General features: G+C 25.4%; 20 protein-coding genes. 4 read left to right on the forward strand and 16 right to left on the reverse strand.

Annotation, left to right across the window (positions count from 1 at the left end; translation table 11 throughout):
- Nucleotides 1-6: 6 nt before the first annotated feature.
- The 7 genes from KXZ80_RS14665 to msrB form a co-directional block, all read right to left on the reverse strand.
- Entirely contained in the window at nucleotides 7-453 is a 447-nt protein-coding gene (locus KXZ80_RS14665) for a C2 domain-containing protein (RefSeq protein WP_021431642.1), read from the reverse strand.
- Entirely contained in the window at nucleotides 431-1,282 is an 852-nt protein-coding gene (locus KXZ80_RS14670) for a DUF5685 family protein (protein ID WP_021431641.1), read from the reverse strand. Before KXZ80_RS14670 ends, KXZ80_RS14665 begins: the two co-directional genes overlap by 23 nt.
- Nucleotides 1,283-1,535: 253 nt before the next feature.
- Complete coding sequence (locus KXZ80_RS14675; RefSeq protein ID WP_021431640.1) at nucleotides 1,536-2,627, reverse strand: putative NPN-dependent ornithine cyclodeaminase; 1,092 nt, start codon at nucleotides 2,625-2,627, stop codon at nucleotides 1,536-1,538.
- A 91-nt stretch (nucleotides 2,628-2,718) separates the two neighbouring features.
- Entirely contained in the window at nucleotides 2,719-3,072 is a 354-nt protein-coding gene (locus KXZ80_RS14680) for a hypothetical protein (protein ID WP_021431639.1), read from the reverse strand.
- Nucleotides 3,073-3,087: 15 nt separating this feature from the next.
- Nucleotides 3,088-3,564 carry a metallophosphoesterase family protein gene (locus KXZ80_RS14685; protein WP_021431638.1) on the reverse strand — a complete coding sequence of 159 codons (477 nt, stop codon included), beginning with the start codon at nucleotides 3,562-3,564 and terminating at the stop codon, nucleotides 3,088-3,090.
- 33 nt (nucleotides 3,565-3,597) lie between these two features.
- Complete coding sequence (locus KXZ80_RS14690; RefSeq protein ID WP_021431637.1) at nucleotides 3,598-4,263, reverse strand: Bax inhibitor-1/YccA family protein; 666 nt, start codon at nucleotides 4,261-4,263, stop codon at nucleotides 3,598-3,600.
- A gap of 85 nt (nucleotides 4,264-4,348) precedes the next feature.
- Nucleotides 4,349-5,302 (reverse strand): peptide-methionine (R)-S-oxide reductase MsrB, encoded by a 954-nt coding sequence (gene msrB, locus KXZ80_RS14695; protein ID WP_021431636.1) that lies wholly within the window; start codon nucleotides 5,300-5,302, stop codon nucleotides 4,349-4,351.
- Between the two features lie 137 nt (nucleotides 5,303-5,439).
- On the opposite strand from msrB, the gene KXZ80_RS14700 reads away from it, so the two are divergent.
- A complete protein-coding gene (locus KXZ80_RS14700; RefSeq protein WP_021431635.1) occupies nucleotides 5,440-5,886 on the forward strand; it encodes a MarR family winged helix-turn-helix transcriptional regulator in 447 nt (148 codons plus the stop codon).
- Nucleotides 5,887-5,944: 58 nt separating this feature from the next.
- Here KXZ80_RS14700 and KXZ80_RS14705 read toward each other — a convergent pair whose 3' ends face one another.
- Complete coding sequence (locus KXZ80_RS14705; RefSeq protein WP_021431634.1) at nucleotides 5,945-7,855, reverse strand: FUSC family protein; 1,911 nt, start codon at nucleotides 7,853-7,855, stop codon at nucleotides 5,945-5,947.
- 210 nt (nucleotides 7,856-8,065) lie between these two features.
- Between KXZ80_RS14705 and KXZ80_RS14710 the strand changes: the two genes are divergently transcribed.
- Entirely contained in the window at nucleotides 8,066-8,644 is a 579-nt protein-coding gene (locus KXZ80_RS14710) for a beta-class carbonic anhydrase (protein ID WP_021431633.1), read from the forward strand.
- A 212-nt stretch (nucleotides 8,645-8,856) separates the two neighbouring features.
- Here the strand turns inward: KXZ80_RS14710 and KXZ80_RS14715 are convergent, their stop codons facing one another.
- On the reverse strand, nucleotides 8,857-9,120 hold the full coding sequence (locus tag KXZ80_RS14715) for a hypothetical protein (protein WP_021431632.1): 264 nt from the start codon (nucleotides 9,118-9,120) through the stop codon (nucleotides 8,857-8,859).
- A 76-nt stretch (nucleotides 9,121-9,196) separates the two neighbouring features.
- Nucleotides 9,197-10,798, reverse strand: a complete 1,602-nt coding sequence (locus KXZ80_RS14720; protein ID WP_021431631.1) for a GGDEF domain-containing protein — start codon at nucleotides 10,796-10,798, stop codon at nucleotides 9,197-9,199.
- A 227-nt stretch (nucleotides 10,799-11,025) separates the two neighbouring features.
- On the opposite strand from KXZ80_RS14720, the gene KXZ80_RS14725 reads away from it, so the two are divergent.
- On the forward strand, nucleotides 11,026-11,298 hold the full coding sequence (locus tag KXZ80_RS14725) for a hypothetical protein (protein WP_021431630.1): 273 nt from the start codon (nucleotides 11,026-11,028) through the stop codon (nucleotides 11,296-11,298).
- Nucleotides 11,299-11,360: 62 nt separating this feature from the next.
- Here KXZ80_RS14725 and KXZ80_RS14730 read toward each other — a convergent pair whose 3' ends face one another.
- Both KXZ80_RS14730 and KXZ80_RS14735 read right to left on the reverse strand, forming a co-directional pair.
- Complete coding sequence (locus tag KXZ80_RS14730) at nucleotides 11,361-11,531, reverse strand: hypothetical protein (protein WP_021431629.1); 171 nt, start codon at nucleotides 11,529-11,531, stop codon at nucleotides 11,361-11,363.
- A 105-nt stretch (nucleotides 11,532-11,636) separates the two neighbouring features.
- The gene (locus tag KXZ80_RS14735; protein WP_021431628.1) at nucleotides 11,637-12,560 is read right to left on the reverse strand and encodes an ROK family protein; all 924 of its coding nucleotides are present in this window, start codon (nucleotides 12,558-12,560) and stop codon (nucleotides 11,637-11,639) included.
- A 148-nt stretch (nucleotides 12,561-12,708) separates the two neighbouring features.
- Between KXZ80_RS14735 and KXZ80_RS14740 the strand changes: the two genes are divergently transcribed.
- A complete protein-coding gene (locus KXZ80_RS14740) occupies nucleotides 12,709-13,842 on the forward strand; it encodes an AI-2E family transporter (protein ID WP_021431627.1) in 1,134 nt (377 codons plus the stop codon).
- Between the two features lie 29 nt (nucleotides 13,843-13,871).
- On the opposite strand, the gene KXZ80_RS14745 is transcribed toward KXZ80_RS14740, so the two are convergent.
- From KXZ80_RS14745 to KXZ80_RS14760, 4 genes are all read right to left on the reverse strand, one after another.
- Nucleotides 13,872-14,234, reverse strand: coding sequence for a C-GCAxxG-C-C family (seleno)protein (locus KXZ80_RS14745; RefSeq protein ID WP_021431626.1), 363 nt, complete (start codon nucleotides 14,232-14,234; stop codon nucleotides 13,872-13,874).
- A gap of 190 nt (nucleotides 14,235-14,424) precedes the next feature.
- Nucleotides 14,425-15,264 (reverse strand): Mrp/NBP35 family ATP-binding protein, encoded by an 840-nt coding sequence (locus KXZ80_RS14750; RefSeq protein ID WP_021431625.1) that lies wholly within the window; start codon nucleotides 15,262-15,264, stop codon nucleotides 14,425-14,427.
- Nucleotides 15,265-15,509: 245 nt separating this feature from the next.
- Entirely contained in the window at nucleotides 15,510-16,748 is a 1,239-nt protein-coding gene (locus tag KXZ80_RS14755; protein ID WP_021431624.1) for a glycosyltransferase family 4 protein, read from the reverse strand.
- A gap of 17 nt (nucleotides 16,749-16,765) precedes the next feature.
- Entirely contained in the window at nucleotides 16,766-17,617 is an 852-nt protein-coding gene (locus KXZ80_RS14760) for a hypothetical protein (protein ID WP_021431623.1), read from the reverse strand.
- Nucleotides 17,618-17,816: the final 199 nt, after the last annotated feature.

Genomic DNA, 17,816 nt, shown 5'->3' on the forward strand with positions numbered 1-17,816 from the left:
CATATCCTAACAACACTCTATAAAGTCACCACCAAAGCATTCGCATATACTATCTAGGCACCATAACTTCGTACAAACTTCACAGAAATCGTCTCCGCAGCAACAACAATCATCACAACAGCAACAACAACAGCATCCATCTAAGCCATTATGTCTTCTTCTATTGTAATTATGAGCTCTCCTATTATAGTTGTCATAGTTATTGTTATATCTTGTAATTGCATCTTCATAAACTTTATTTTCAGGTTCTATGCTTATAGCTTTTTTTAAGTATGATTCTCCTTGATCGTAATAACCTAAATTTAAAGATGCTATACCTATAAGATAATTCCAGCTAGCACTACTTTTATCAACTATAGATATTAATATGTCATATCCATTTTGAAATTCTTTATTGCTTATAAATTCTTTTGCCAAGTTGAACTTTTCATTATAAGTAGGATTGTTGTACATTAACTTCACACCCTTTATTTAAAATATTTTTATATCTAAGATAAACACCTGAATAAATTATATTATCTATAATGTTTATATTAGCTTTTATATGTAGATTATCTATAGACTGTGCTAAATATCCTAAGCTTATAGATATAAGTCTATCCACCTTTTGTTTTAGTTCTTCTTTTTTATCTATGTATTCAATAAAAGGATTATATCTTCCTTTTTTTACGTCTTTATCTAAATCTTCATAAGCGTCTAATGTATATATATATTTACCTATATTAAATCCAATATTTCTTAAATCATCTCTATATTGATCGTCCTTGTAAGAAAAAATTTCCCCCATAAGATTTCCAAATGTATTAGAAACTGCATCTATGTTGGTACTCCTTTCATCTTCTAAGTCTTTTAGATTTTGTAATTGTTGTTTTATATAATCTGCTTTTTCAGGATATTTATCGTAAGCTTTTTTCAGCTTTCCTTTGTATATATTATAAGCTAATATATCTTTTATTCCTTTATCATCATTTAAATTATCTTCTAACTTATAATAAGTTAAGAGTACATTCATGCTAGCAGCGTATTCTGTTATCTCATTAACTATTCTCATTTTTTTATTTATAGGGTTAGCTATACACACTTCTTTAGTTATAGTAGCTTTAGGCCTATAAACAGAAGTTAAAAGTAAAATTAAAAAAGTTATATCATAATTTAGAGACAGTCTAGATATCTCTCCATGATTTTCCTTTAAATACTTGCACAACCCACAATAATATCCCTTATATGTGTCAAACTCTCTAAATGTTAAATCCATCTTATTTATTCTAACATATCCAAACATTATTATCCTTTCTATATCTATGAATTTAAATTCTATAAATATATTATCTTTTTCTTTATATAATATACATTTTTTTGCATTATATCAATTTATATAAATTTAATCATATAGCTCTATTTTTATCACATATTGTAATCATATACAAATAAATACGCTTTATACTATATAATATTAGTTATATTAAAAATAAAAAGCTATAAGAATTATATAATTCTTATAGCTTTTTTAATGCAAATTTACTTATTTTCAAGTATTAGTCAACTAAGTTTTTAGCTAATTTTTCTAATAAATCTTGTACATTTGTAACCATAGTTATAACTTCTAAGCTACCTCTATCTCTTAACTTATTAACTGCAAATTCAGATATATCTATAGTGTAGAAATGAACAGGTCTTACTTTTCCATCTACAACCCTATAAGAAGGAGTCATGTTTCCTACAGCTATAGTATGAAGTTGAGTAGCTAAACAAATTACTGTTGTAGCTTTTTTTACATGACTTCTCATAGCATCTTGTGCTTGATAAACGTCCCCATAAACTATTGGTAATGGTCCATCATCTCTTATAGATCCTCCAAGAACTATAGGTACATTATTTTTAACACAAGCATGGATTATTCCATCTTGTATATTTTCATTTTCTATTAATTTTTCTATAGATCCTGCTCCTCTAGCTTTATTTAATAAATCTAGATGGTGATAGTGTCCATTTTGTATAGATTCTTGTGTGTATACATGTTGCCCTAGTGCAGTTCCAAATACTCCTGCCTCTAAGTCATGAGTTGCAACTGCATTTCCACCTAAAAATGCATCAACATAACCATTATCTATTAATGATGCCATAGAATCTCTAGCTCCTTTAGCAAATACAGCTGCAGGCCCTAGAACCCATACTATGTATCCATGTTCTTTTTCATATTTTAATAATTCATATAAATTTTCATAATCTTTAGTGTAAGAAGTTTCTCTTGATCTTCCTGATCTAAATGCGAAAACATCTCCCTGAGCTTCTTCTTCTGTTTGGAATCCATTCGGATATAAGTAGATTCCATCTTTTGCATTTTCTGTTCTTCCTACTATAACTTTGTCCCCAACTTTAAGTCTTCTAAACTCTACTACATCTATTTTATCATCGTTAGTTATTATAGGTACGCAGTCCATTCTAGTTTCCTCAGCTAACACCCATTTCCCATTTACTTTAAAATATTCTGGGTAAATCGACATTGCATGATAATTTTCTGGTGCTACACCATCTTTTTCTACAACTCCATAGCTTGCATCAGGAGCATTGACAAATACATCTTGTGTAAAATCTGGTTCTCTATATTCCCTTAATTTAAAAGACATCTTAAAACCCTCCATAATAAATTTTTATGCTTAAAAATTTCCCTTTGATATAATTATAACACTAAAATCCTATAATTTGGTGAAATAACACCTACTTTAGTGAAAACGTTCTTTCATCATCATTGTATTCTAATTGATTTGCTTCATTTAATTCATTCAAAATAATAATCATTAAATCTGAGTTTAAAAATATATTACCATTTAAATCTTTAATTTTTAAATTGTATTTGCTATATTTTTCTTCTGCGTATTTGCTTATTTTGTCTTCAACTATTATATTAAAATTCTTATCTAAATAAACTTTAAATAACCATGGCATGGCTTTATCACTTAAATTATTTACAAAATAATCAAGTGATAAATAAGTTTCATTATTTTCCTCGATAGTTAAAAAATCTGGTGAATTATTTATAATTTTATCTATAAACTTATTGTATTTGTTCATTTTCAACATACTCCTTTATAATTCTATTAAATTTATTTCAGCATCTTTATCTTTTGTTATGTTAAGTATCGCAATTGTTGTAGGTAATTTGAATCTCTTAGGTCCTGCTGAACCTGGGTTTATATATAATATATTATCTTTTATATAGTTTTCACTTTTATGAGAATGTCCATATATAACTATATCTACGCCAATTTTATTTAAATTCTTCTCAATAGACTTTATATCATGTACTACATATATTTTGATACTATCAAATTGTATCAAAATATCTTCTCGAATACTTTCAAATTCAGCTTTTTTATCACAATTCCCTTTTATAAATTTAACATCAGAAATTTTTCTTAGTTCCTCTATAACTTCCATACTCCCAACATCACCTGCATGTATAATTAAATCACATCCTTCAAAGTGATTTAAAACTTCTTTTCTTATCATACTATGCGTATCAGATATTAATCCTATCTTCACATTAACACCTTCTTTCTGCAAAACTATACCCCCTAAAAAATTAGGGGGTATTTATTATTCTTTAAAATCATAAATTAAATTTAATATATCTAAAAATATATTTATAAAGTCTAAGTATAGGTTTAAAACATGTATAGATAAGTCTTTACTATCATTGATATTTCCATTTTCTATTTCATATTTAACTAAACTTACATCATATAGTATATATCCACTGAATATAATTATACTAAATACAGTAACCGTTATATTAAATGCTCCAAATCCTATAAATGAAGCTATTATTGTAAATGGAATTAAAATTATTAATCCTATAAATAATGTGTTTCCTAGCTTTAGATATTTATCGCTTTTTTCTCTTCTTGCTATTGTTGATAATATAAGAAATATTAAAGCTGTAACAAATAATACGCTTATTACAATTTCTTTGCCTAAGCTACCTACATACATCTGAATTATAGGGTATAGAATTATACCATCTATAAAGGTAAATAAATATACCCAGTTCATGCTAAATCTATCCGGTATAATTCCTTTTCTAGAAACTAAACACAGTATTAAAAGTGCCACTACCATAACTACAACAATAATATTTGCAATCATAGCTACACTTTCCGGTACAAATGCTACTCCAAATCCATATCCTAAAAAACAAAATAGTATTGATATAGCTAAATATTTAAACACATCCGCTATCGGGTTTTGAATTACTTTATTCATTTCTTTTCACTTCCTATTTAAAATTATAATATAATTATAACCTCACACTATACATTATTTGGTTAAATTATAGTTACAAAATAGTTTACTCAATAAGCTTTATATAATCATCATATCCCATTTCTTTCATTTTACTTTTAGGTATAAATTTAAGAGCTGCTGAGTTTATACAATATCTAAGTCCTCCATGTTCTTTTGGTCCGTCATCAAAAACATGACCTAAGTGAGAGTTTGCTTTTTCACTTCTTACTTCGGTCCTAACCATTCCATGAGAAAAGTCCCTTTTTTCAACTATAACGTCCTCTTTTACTGGCTTTGTAAAACTTGGCCAACCACAGCCTGAGTCAAACTTTTCTTTTGATGTAAATAATACCTCTCCACTGACAACATCTACATATATACCTTCTTCTTTATTGTCCCAGTATTCATTATCAAATGGAGGTTCTGTCTGATCATTTTGAGTTACCTCAAACTGAATAGGCGTTAATTTATTTTTTAGTTCTTCTCTTTTTTTATTGTTTTTATCCCAGAAATTTTTTATAAAATCATATCTTCCTGATACCTTAAAATACATTTCATAATGTATTGGGTTTTTTTTATAATAATCCTGGTGATATTCTTCTGCTGTATAAAAAGTTTCTGCCGGAAGTATCTTAGTTGCTATTTCTTCTTTAAAAATCCCACTTTCTTGTAATTCTTGTTTTGATTTTATTGCTGCTTCTTTTTGTTTATCATCGTGATAAAAAATTGCAGTTTTATATCTATTGCCTCTATCATTAAATTGTCCTCCACCATCAGTTGGATCTATTTGTCTCCAATATATTTTTAATAATTCATCATATTTAACTAATTCATCATCATATGTTAACTGTATTGCTTCTAAATGTCCTGTATTTTCTGAACATACTTCTTCATATGTAGGATTTTTTGCATATCCTCCTGTGTAACCAGCTACAATTTTTTCAATTCCTTCATACTTACTAAAAGGTTTAAACATACACCAAAAACATCCACCTGCAAAAGTCGCTAATTTTTTCATGTTACTACCTCCAACTTATTTATTTATATATATATTCCCTGTTTTTACAAATCATAATCGCTTATAGATTTGTATCCCTACCAAACTTTGTATTATAATAAATAAATATAAACTCAACTTAATTTGGAGGTGAGATTTTGAAAGATAAGTACATCATATATTTTATAAGTCGTACTAAAGATAATATGATTAAATTTATAGATAAAAATTTGAAACTTAATAATTTAAATGACTTAATTCCCACTCACGGAAATATATTAACTGCACTTTATGAAAGTAATGGACAGCTAACAATGAAAGAAATTTCAAAAAAAATAGGAAAAGATAAGTCTACAGTTACATCATTGGTAAATAAATTAATCATTTTAGGATATGTAAAAAAGGATAAATGTTTAATAGATAAAAGAGTAACTTATATAAGCTTAACTGAAAAAGCATTAAGTATAAAAGACCGCTTTGATTTAATTTCTTCCCAAGTAAAAGAAACTGCATATAAAGATTTTACTAATGAAGAAAAAGAAGAATTTTTACGATTATTAAAAAAAATGAGCAAAAACTTCAAAGATGCAAATGAAAATTTATAGTTAAAAAAATAATAGATAGAGCTAATCTCTATCTATTATTTTTGTGATATATATAAATTTATTGTTTTTTATTTTTAATAACTGAATCTCCTAAAGAACTAATTTCTTTCATATCTAGATATATTCTATATAAACTTATCATTATTGCTTTTTCTAAATCGCTTTTTCTTGAATTAAAAAATACTTTATAAAATTCATATAAACTCTGACCTTTATATGTAGTTTCTTTCAGTTCTTTATATAGTTTATTTACTAATTTAACTTCACTTTCTATTCCTCCACTTAAAAGTATAGAGAAACTTATATTTGTAAAAAAGTCATTTTGTTTTTTTAAAATTTCCTCGATATTTTCTTCTTTTAGCTTATTATTTATAAAATTAAGTCTCATCCAATAATAATTATTTTTCACAATTGCTTTTTCAATGTCTATATCACCTATACCTTCTGAAGATATAAAGTTACATATTTCTTTATTAAAATTTATGTAACTATTTATTGTACTTTTCATATCATTATTAATTTTATATGGAAATACTAAATTTGTTATAACTACAGCAGACATAGATGCAAATAATATTAATATTACTCTGTATTCCAATAGAGTAAAAATTGTTGTATTTGGATAAATCAACTTAACTGCCGTTATAGCTGTCATAGTTATAAATATACATCTTATATTATATTTTCTAATAGATATATTTAAATATAGTGATATCATAAATATAAATATCATTAATGTTGAATTTCCATTAATTACTTTATATATTATTCCAAGTACTATAGCTCCTAAAATAGTTCCTATTGCTCTGTCTATAGATTTTTTTGTACTTTCCTCTGCATATGGAAGTAATACAACTGCCAGTGTATAAACTACCCATTTCCCTTCATAGATATTAAAATAATCTACTATAAAAACTGCTATAGATATTAATATTGAAGCTTTTATAGCTAAGTTAAATCTTAAAGAATCCATACTAAAATTATTGGTTATTATATTAATATCATTTTTTAATTTTTTTCTTATATTTATTTTTTTAGATATAGTTTCTATCTTTTGTTCATCATCTAAACAATTGTACAGCTCTTTAATAGCTATTCTTAAGCTATAATAATTATATTTATCTATATTTTCTCCCATATTTTTTATATCTATTGATTCATCATATTTGCAAAAACTGTTTTTTAATTCGGATAAATTTATATCGCCTAAAATATATAAACTTATATCTTCTAAAACATAATTTAAATTTCTAAATAAATCTTCTCTATAACTATTACTTTCTACGTAGTTCAAACCTGTATTTATTTTTTTTAACAAAATAACAATAATTTGTTTGTTATATATATCTTTTTTAATTTTATTTGATTTTTCTATAGAGTCATATAAGTCCAGTTCTAAATTTTTCAATAAAATATTTACATTCTTATTTTCGTCCTCTATAGGCTTATCTTCTTTAATTAAATTTAACTGAGTTGTTATTCGTTGTATTGTTTCATTAAGTTTTTTATCTGTAATTTTCTTAAAATTATATCTAGTAAAAACAAAATATAAAAATAGTATCACAACTGCTGAAAATACTAATGCTAATATTCTTTTAGGCATTTGTTCTATAGATACAGGTGCATAAAGTAATAACACATAAAGCATCATAAAAGCATTACTTTTAGATCCCCTTACTTCACTACTTCCTATGTAATAAACTAAAAAACTTAATACAAATGTAGTAATTACTGCATAAATTGAGTTGTAATTTGCAACATAAGCACAGCACCCTATGATTATCTGTGCTACACTCAATTTTAAAAATGTACGAGGTATATTATTTGTGTGATTTTCACGAAGCATAGTTATAGCTATCGTAATCGAACCAATACCAATTAGTACATTATCTTTACCAAACATATAAAATGACATTATTAATATTATAGCTATTAAAAATACAGCTATATTCATTAATTGTTTTTTCATCTTAAATTCCATCCTATATTTTAAATTTTTATAAAATATTACTTATTCTATGTATTTTTGAATTTATATTCATTTATACCCATTGTGTGTAATAATCATTCTAAATTATTTACACAATAATAAGTATATATTACTTTGTTGCTTGTAAAACTATTTTATATGCTATAAAATTAGTAAAAATAAATTTAGTAAATAAGGGAGTATATGAATATGAGTATAGAAAATAGAAAATTAGATAAAATACTGGATTTTAACAGATCTTTTATTCAAAATAAAGAATATGAGAAATATGAAACATCTAAAGATCCCGATAAAAAAATAGTTATATTATCTTGTATGGACACAAGACTTACAGATTTGCTTCCAAAGGCTATGAACTTAAAAAATGGAGATGCTAAAATAATAAAAAATGCAGGTGCTACTGTTTTACATCCTTTTGGAAGTATAATGAGAAGTATTATAGTTGCTATTTACGAATTTGAAGTCGATGAAGTTCTTATAGTAGGTCATGAAGGATGTGGCATGTGTAATCTAAATACAGAAAATCTTATAAATAAAATTATAAATAAGGGTGTATCAATTGAGACAATAAATACTCTTTCTAACTCAGGAATTGACGTAAAAAAATGGCTTCATGGATTTGAGTCTGTAGAAGACTCTATAATAGATAGTGTTAAAATGGTTAAAAAGCATCCTTTAACACCTAAAGACATGATAGTTCATGGTTTAGTTATGTCTCCTAGTACAGGTGAACTATCGATAGTTGTAGATGGTTATAAAAACAAATAGTATATCAGATTATTAGATTTTTTACCATTTACAAATTTTAACATTAGGAATATAATAAAAGTGTTCATTATATTTTTAATACATGAACATTGTGTGATATGTAAAATATCATACTCCTGACTTTGTTTTATTTTATTTGTTTGTTAAAAATATCTTATATAGGTCTTTCTATATAAGAAAAAAAGAAGACATCTTTTAGGTGTCTTCTTTTTTTAAAGTATTACTTGAGTTATGTTTCCACTACTATCTTCAACACTTATTATATCTAAATCTTTAAAGTTTCTTGAAAGCCACTTAATTTCCTTCATAGCTAAACTCACCTCTTGTGATGACAAATTTCCTATAAAGTACTCTTCTCTTTCTTTTTCATATTGTTTGTCTGAAAGCCAATTTCTAATAAATGTAAATGTAAAAGTATTAGGTATATTACTCATACTTGCTCTTTTTGATTTTGCAGGCTTTGAAACTATCCTCATATATACCTCCATATTAAATAAAGCTTTTAATAAATTATATTTATTAAAAGCTATTAATATCACTTTATTATTTTAATTATATATCTTCTATATGAGTATATTTACCTCTACCATTTTCCTTTGATATATATAATGCTTTATCTGCTAAATTTATAGCATTTCTTATATCTTTATTTGAATATATTGTTGAAATACCTATACTTAGACTAATATAATTACTTACTTTTGAATATTCATGCTTTATCTTTTTATCTGAAATATTTTTAAGTATTCTTTCTGCAAAAAATGTAGATTCTTTTTTTACAGTATTTTTAAGAACAATGCAAAATTCTTCGCCTCCATATCTAAATATCATATCGCTTTTTCTACAACTGCTTTTTAAAACTTCTGATATAGATTTTAAAACTTCATCTCCACGCTGATGACCATAGTTATCATTATATAATTTAAAATAGTCTACATCTATCATAAATACTGATATTGGAACATCTTTAATTTTTACATTTTTTTTATATAGTTCTAAATACCGTCTATTATAAACATTGCACAACGGGTCTTTCATCGATTCATATCTAGATTTTTTCATCTTTTTATATACTAGTATAATAATTCCAATTAAAAACAAATTGCTTATTATTATTAATGTGCTAGTTTTTTTCATAATACTTATGTCTTCTTCTTCTTTTATCTTGTTATTCAAATGAAATTCATATTGCTTATTATTTATTTTTGACATGTCCAATTCATTTTTATAAAATTTTTGTACTAATTTATCATATTCATAATGGTTTTTTAACTTTTTATAAATTTCTATCCTTTCCTTTATAGAAAATTGGCATATATATATATCCCCTTCTTTTTTACCATACTCCTCTAATTGCTCAAAGTACTCAATAGTTTTACCAATATCTCTAGTTTTCTTAAAATACAATGCATATGCCCTAGTCTTTAACATTTTACTCTCAGTGTATTGGACAACTTTATTTCCCTTTTCTAATTTATCTATTTTCTTAAAATAAAAATCAATTTTACTAAAATCTTTTTTATTTAATTCTTTTATTATTAAATCTGAATAATACATTATTAATAAATCATCTTTGTGAGATTCAGGTAAATATTCAATAAATGGTTCAATTTTAGATAAAATTATACTATATTCATCCATACTACCTACTTGAAAGTAAATTTCTGCTAAATTTAACAATGCATAGGTTTTTATTCTAGCATTTTCAGTTTTATTTTTATTAAATGAATTTATTATTTTTATAAGAGATTCAGCACTTTTTATGTATTCTCCCATGTGCCTATATGCTATAGAGGAATTTATCTCAACTTTATACTTATTTTCTTTACTCACATATTTTTCGGCCTTTTCATACATAAGTATTGCACTTACAGTTTCACCTTGAAATGTGTTTATAATTCCTAGATAATTATATAAATTAAACTTATCTGATTTATCCAACTTGTTAAATATTTTTTTGTTTTTTTCAATTTGTTCTAATTTTTTTTCAGCTAAATCATAATCTACATCTTGTATAAGGGCATTTGCATCTTGAATTTTCATTTTTTCTTCTTGTTTAAAATTATTTAAATTATTTAATTTTAATATAAAAATCAATAGAACCACTGCAGATGCAAATACTATTATATAATTTTTCTTAATTTTAAAATTCATAAATCACCCCATAGATCCTTTATTTGATCACTTTTATTCATATAAAATTTTTATATCTATAGTATATATATTTATAATTACCTATAACTGTATTATGTTAAAGTTGGCATATATTATTATATCTTATTAATTTACGCTATATTTGTAAATTTACGAATATATTAAATTTATTTTAAATATTATTTAATATAGTTTTTAAGCTATAAAAAAATTTTAGGGGGAAACTTATGTTAGAAGTATTTAAAAGAGATTTAAGTCAAAATAATAAAAAACTAAGAAAATCAGGTTATATTTTAGGCTTAATTTATGGTCCTAATCTTGATCAAGACATCCCTATTCAAATACCTAAAACTCCTTTTTTAAGATTTGCAGAAGATAATAATGACCTTAGTGTTGATTTACTATTAGATGGTCAAATAAAAAAATGTATAATAACTGAAATCCAATCGCAACCTGCATTTGAAGGCTATACACATATAAATTTTAAATGTATCGAATAAAATAAAAAAGACTATCTGTAAGATAGTCTTTTTTATTTTATTCGATACATTTAAGTAATAAATTACATTAGTGACTGCTCTTTTCCACAAGCTTTACATCTTCTCATTTCAACTATGCACTCTTCGTTATTTTCATTGATATTTTGGTATGTTACTATAGTATGCTTTCTTTCTTTTTCACAGTTATCACAAAAAACTGATTCTTTTAACTTTCTAGTTTTTAAAATTTCCATCTAAATAAACACCCTTTCCTCAATAAATTTAACTCTATCTACCATTATTGTTATAAGTGTGTTTATTTATACATAATAAGTAAAATTCATATAAGCATGTATTTTCTAATTTTCATTTCTAACTATATAATTGTATATAGCTCCTATCTGACCAGAATCATTAAAAAACTTACAAGGTCCAATATTCCATTTTTTATATAAATTTTCAATTTTTCCGGTTTCTTTTATAAGCTCTATAGAAAGCCTTTTCATTTCAGATTTCAAATCTTCTATAAAAATAGGTTGATTGCTTATTCCGCCTCCAATAAGAATTTTTTCTGGATCAACTATAAACCCCACATTATAAATACAAATTGCTACTCTTCTTATCCACATTTTATATAATTCTAAAACTTCATCATCCTTATTTTGAATCATATCAAATACGGAAACTCCGTCTAAACTTCTAGAATTCACGCCCTTTTTATTAGCTATTTCTCTGACAAATGATACAGTTGAGCTAGTTTTATTCAAAGTTTTTAGTCTATATTTTTCATGTATATTATCTAGAATCATATATCCAAATTCTCCTGAAAAATAATTATTCCCACTTACTAATCCATTGTTTATATACAAAGCTCCACCTATTCCTGTCCCAAGCGTAATACATACAAAATTGCTACATTCAGTTGCATTTCCAATCCATTTTTCAGCTAATAATGCACAATTTGCATCATTTTCTACTTCTACTTTTATTCCTAACTCTTTTTCTAAAATATACTTTATATTTACTTTATCTAATATTCGTATAGATCCTCCATCTTGTATGTATCCACTATTAGGATTTACACATCCTGGAACGCTAAGTCCTACTCCATCTACAGGTCCACATTCATCCATTATTAATTTTATTGATTTTATAAACTTTGACATATCATACTTAGGTGTTCTTATTTTATCTTTCCCTTTTTTTACTTCATTTCCATATTTATCGTAAACTCCATACTTTATAGAAGTTCCTCCAACATCTATTCCTAAATAAGTGTTCAACTGCATCACCTCCTAATTAAAATAATCTTTTTATATTATTAATTTTATCATAAATTTTTCCCAATATATGTAATATGATTTTTAAAAAATACTTTTATACTGTATACTGATTGTATAATTATAAATTTATGAAAGGAGTTGTAATTTTATGAAAAATCTCAAATTTAAAAATCAAATTTTACTCTCAACTTATATAATAATTTTATCTTTTTTACTTTTAAATATAAAATCTGTTGCAAATATGTTTCTTCACCTAATTTCTATATCGAAACCTTTTATAATAGGTATAGCAATAGCATTTTTAATAAATATTCCTATGAAGTTTTTTGAAAAGAAAGTTATAGAACCATATTTAAAAAAGACAAAATTAAAAAATCCAAAAACTTTAGCCAGAGCATTATCTCTTTTAGTTACTTTACTTATTTTATTTGTATTAGTGAACTCATTTGTAAACTTTGTGATTCCTCAATTAGGTAAAAGTACTTCTAGTTTAATAAGTGCGGTTCCTCAGTATATAGATTCACTAGAATCTTATGTTACAAATTATTTTTCACATATAAATATTCCAGATAGTATCCATGCTAATATCTTATCTGGTTTAGATAAAGTTTCAAGTTTTGTAATAAAATTTGCAAACTATTTTATCTCAAATATATTAGGATTTACAGTTGGTGTTACATCTGCGATAACTAATTTTGTTATAGGATTTATAATTGCAATTTATATACTTTTAAGTAAAGAAAAACTTTTACTTCAATGTAAAAAATTTACTTTCGCTTTTTTAGACGAAAAATATGCAAATAAGTTAGTAGAAATTTCTCATTTAGTAGAATTTAAATTCTCAAAATTTATAGCTGGGCAATGTATGGATGGTGCTATATTAGGTATTTTATGTTTCATAGGTATGACTATATTTAGTATGCCTTATGCATTGCTTGTTAGTACTATAGTGGCGATAGCTGCGTTAATACCTATATTCGGAACATTTATAGGAACTGCACTTTCAGTTTTTATTATATTTATGGTTAAGCCTATAACGGCATTATATTATTTAATAATGATGCTTGTAATTCAGCAAATTGAAGGTAACTTAATATATCCATTTGTTGTGGGTAACTCTATAGGACTATCCTCATTTTGGATATTAGTACCTATATTTGTAGGTTCTTCTATGTTCGGTGTTTTAGGTATTTTAATAGGAGTTCCTCTTTTTAGTGTAATTTACACGCTATTATCTAGATATGTAAATAAAAGAATAAAAGAAAAAAATATTAATCTATAAAAAAAAAGATGACTAAATGTCATCTTTTTTTATGCTGCTAAAATTTCTTTTAATGCATCATATGAAAAATCTATTATCTCTGAACAGCTAACTTTATTTTTCTTTAGATCTAAACATATCTCACTGTTATATTTATCTCTAACTCTATTCATTAATTCTCTTGAGTAAGCTCTGGCATCGTTTGATTGAGAGCTATCTTCTCTACCCTTTATATATCCTAATACTAATACAGCCGCATTTACAGCTCCACATAAACTTCCAACTGTAACTCCTGTTCCCATTCCGCTTCCTAACGCAACTGGGATATCAGTGTTATGTTCTTCATTATATGATTTTATTATAGCTTCTGCACATGTATATCCTTGTTTATGATATTCTGATGGTTTTGTCATTTTATTATCCTCCAATTTCATCTATTATTTAAATAATCAATGTTATAATCTTTTCAAATTAACTTTTCTTAAATAATATTACCCTATTTAAAATAAATTATATGTGATAATATCACATTAATAGTTTATATCCGAATAATAATTTTACCATATTTTAGATAAATTGTCTTTTCTAACATACATTAGATTTCTACTTTTGAATAGTTTCCAACTTACCTATTATCTTATTTACTATAGGCTCAAACACTAATTTAAGATTATTTTCTTCATCCACTGTATTTCCATCACTTAAATTACTTACGCTATTTAGCATAGGTAATTCTGCTAACAAGTTTAAATTCATTTCCTCTAAAAATTTATCAGTATTTTCTCCATTGAATAATCTTATTTTTTTATCACAATCAGGACAAGTTATATAACTCATATTCTCGATAACACCTAATATATTAATATCCATTTTTCTAGCCATATTTACAGCCTTTGAAACTATCATAGAAACAAGATTTTGTGGTACTGAAACCATTACTATTCCACTTATCGGAATTGAATTCATTACAGTTAAAGCAACATCTCCTGTACCTGGCGGCATATCGATTACTAGATAATCAAGTTCGCCCCAAAGAACATCTTTCCAAAATTGTTCAACAACCCCTGAAATCATAGGTCCTCTCCATATAACAGGATCACCTTCATTTTCCATAAGAAAATTTAATGACATAACTTTTATCCCATCATTTGTGTTAACTGGTAAAATCATATCTTCTGACATAATTGCTTTTTTTCCACTAACTCCAAGTAATCTAGGAATACTAGGCCCTGTTATATCTGCATCTAAAACCCCTACTTTATATCCTAATTGATTTAACTGTTTTGCTATAATTGCTGAAATAGAAGACTTTCCTACACCTCCTTTTCCACTCATAACCCCAATAATTTTTTTCACATTATTCAAATTATTATTTTTAACTCCACAATTGTTTTTGTCTTTTGTACATCCGTTATTAGATGGACATGTTTTGCACATTGACATAATCTCATCCCCTTAAATATAATTGGCATTTGCTAATTTAATTTTACTTATATTTTTATTTATTGTCAAATGCCAATTATAATACATTCCTTATACACAAAAAGGAAAAATACAAATTTTAAATTTTTATATTTTCCCTTTTCAGATTTTTATATTTTATATTTAATTTTTCTAAACTTTATATTTTAATACTGTTATTAACTAATATAAAATAAATTGTTACACAATAAACATTTAAAATAATTCTAGTTATTGTTTTTCGCTATTCTCCATTTCTTCGATATTGCATTTTCTAATCTTAGGCATAGACCAGTCCATGTTTTGTCTTCCATATTTAAATGTTTGTTTCTAACGTTAAATTCAAGTATGTTATTTATCATTTTATCTATTTCAATACCCAAATTCTTCTCAAATTCAGGAAGTTCATCCTCAAAAGGTTCAGCAATTTTTCGCATTTTAGGCAAATTTATATATTTAATTTTACCTGATGTATTTATATATTCTCCAATCCATTCACTAACCCCGGGTATATCAGTTGTTATAACAGTACACCCACTTGCTAAAGCTTCTATAACTACTAAAGGTAATCCTTCAAAAAATGATGGGAGCATAAATATATGAGTTTTTCTAAGTATTTCTGCTAATTCATTTTGTTTTACTTTTCCTAAAAACTTTATATCAAATTCACTTTCTTCACTAAGTTTTTTAATAGAATTAAATTCTTTTTCATTGCTTCCATCCCCAACTATATTTATTTTTATAATATCTTTTTTATGTTTTATATAGTTTAGTGATTTTATTAAAGACTCAACACCTTTTAACCTACAAATTTTGCCTGCAAAAGTAATATTAATAATATCATTATCTATTTTTTTATCAAAAAATAGATTTTCATCATATCCACTTCCAAGAGAATATACTTTATCATCACTTAGATCAAATATATCTTCAATCTCTTTTTTTTGCTCATTATGCAACGAAAATATCATATCTAAGTTACATATATTATTCTTTATATAACTACTTTTTAATTCATTGCTTTGAAATTGCTTTAAACATGTTCCATGACAAATTCCTACTACAGGTGTATTCTTGATAATTTCCCTTACAAATGCAGTTATTAAATATAAATGATGACATATTACTAAATCAGGTTTTATATCTTTAATAGCTTCGTCTATCCTTTTTTTAAACGCATCCTTTAATTTAAATACCATATCTTCGCTCATATTTTTATATAAAGTACTATTATATGGCATAACATCACTCATCCCTACAACGTTAAAAGGAACCTCTTTTGTATTATAAGTCACAGGGTAAAATTTTATATCTCCATCAAAGCATTCTTTTGGGTCATCAGCATCTATTCCTGCTATTACCCCTTGATTATACCCCATCTTTTTAAACCCTTTTATCATTCCACTCATGTAAATACCACTACCTGTGCTATTTGGTTTTTGTGTTATTATATGTAGTATTTTCATAGTTCTCCCTTCAATTGTCAGCTAAAATCTATATCTAAATATACACAAGAGGAATCATCATTTACTTTAAATCTTGGAAATTTAGTTGTTGAAAAATCTTCCAACTCTATATTTCTAAGTCTAGAGTAGATTTCTCCTGCTCCATATTTTTCTACCTCATTTATTAAATTTTCTTCTTCTATTGTTTTATATCTATCACTAATGCATGAAAATCCATCACTTGTAAGCATTATTTTTATATTATCATTTATATCTATAAATCCATTTATAGCGTTGTTTATAGCATTTTCATCAAAATCTAATATCCAATATCCATCTTTTGTATTTTTTTTCAATCTATTGCTTATTATTGTGCTCATCACACTATCTTTTATTTCTTCAAATGTAAGCCTGTCTAAATTAGGTAGTTTTTCCATTTCATCGTAAACCAATTTATCTAAAACACATAAAGTTCTATCTTTTATTACAGATTTTTCATTTCCTAATTTAAAATAAAATGTACAATCTCCAAGTAAAAAATACTCTAGTTTATTATTATAAAATTTTATAACTGCAATAGAACTGGATGGAGTATCTAACCTCTCAATATCATTCTTATCAACTTTTTTATAATATTCATCGCTTATCAATTTAACTCCATTAAACATCAATTCTTTTAAAGTCATTTCATTATGTATATTTTTGTGTAAATAATTATTCCACCAGCTTACATACCAATTTGCATCGCTTTTGCATGAAATTAGGTTTTTTCTATTTAGCCCAGTAGCTCCATCTAAAACCCACGCTCCAAATGGATTAAATCCTATTATATCTTCATTGTATTTTGCACTTCCTTGATAACATAAAGTGTCACAAACCTTTATTTCCATATCATACCCTCCGCGTATAGCATATATATATTACCATATTAATTTTGAAAAACTTGTCGAAAATTATATAAAAATTCCACTTTATATGTGTATATACAATAATACCCAAATATCTTGCTTTACTTAAGTTTATTCTCCATTAATCGATAAATTCCCTCTATATATTTTTCACACACTTTTTTGGTATTCAAAACATACT

Origin of the sequence: Paraclostridium bifermentans (genome assembly GCF_019916025.1) — a bacterium.
Classification (GTDB): Bacteria; Bacillota; Clostridia; order Peptostreptococcales; family Peptostreptococcaceae; genus Paraclostridium; species Paraclostridium bifermentans.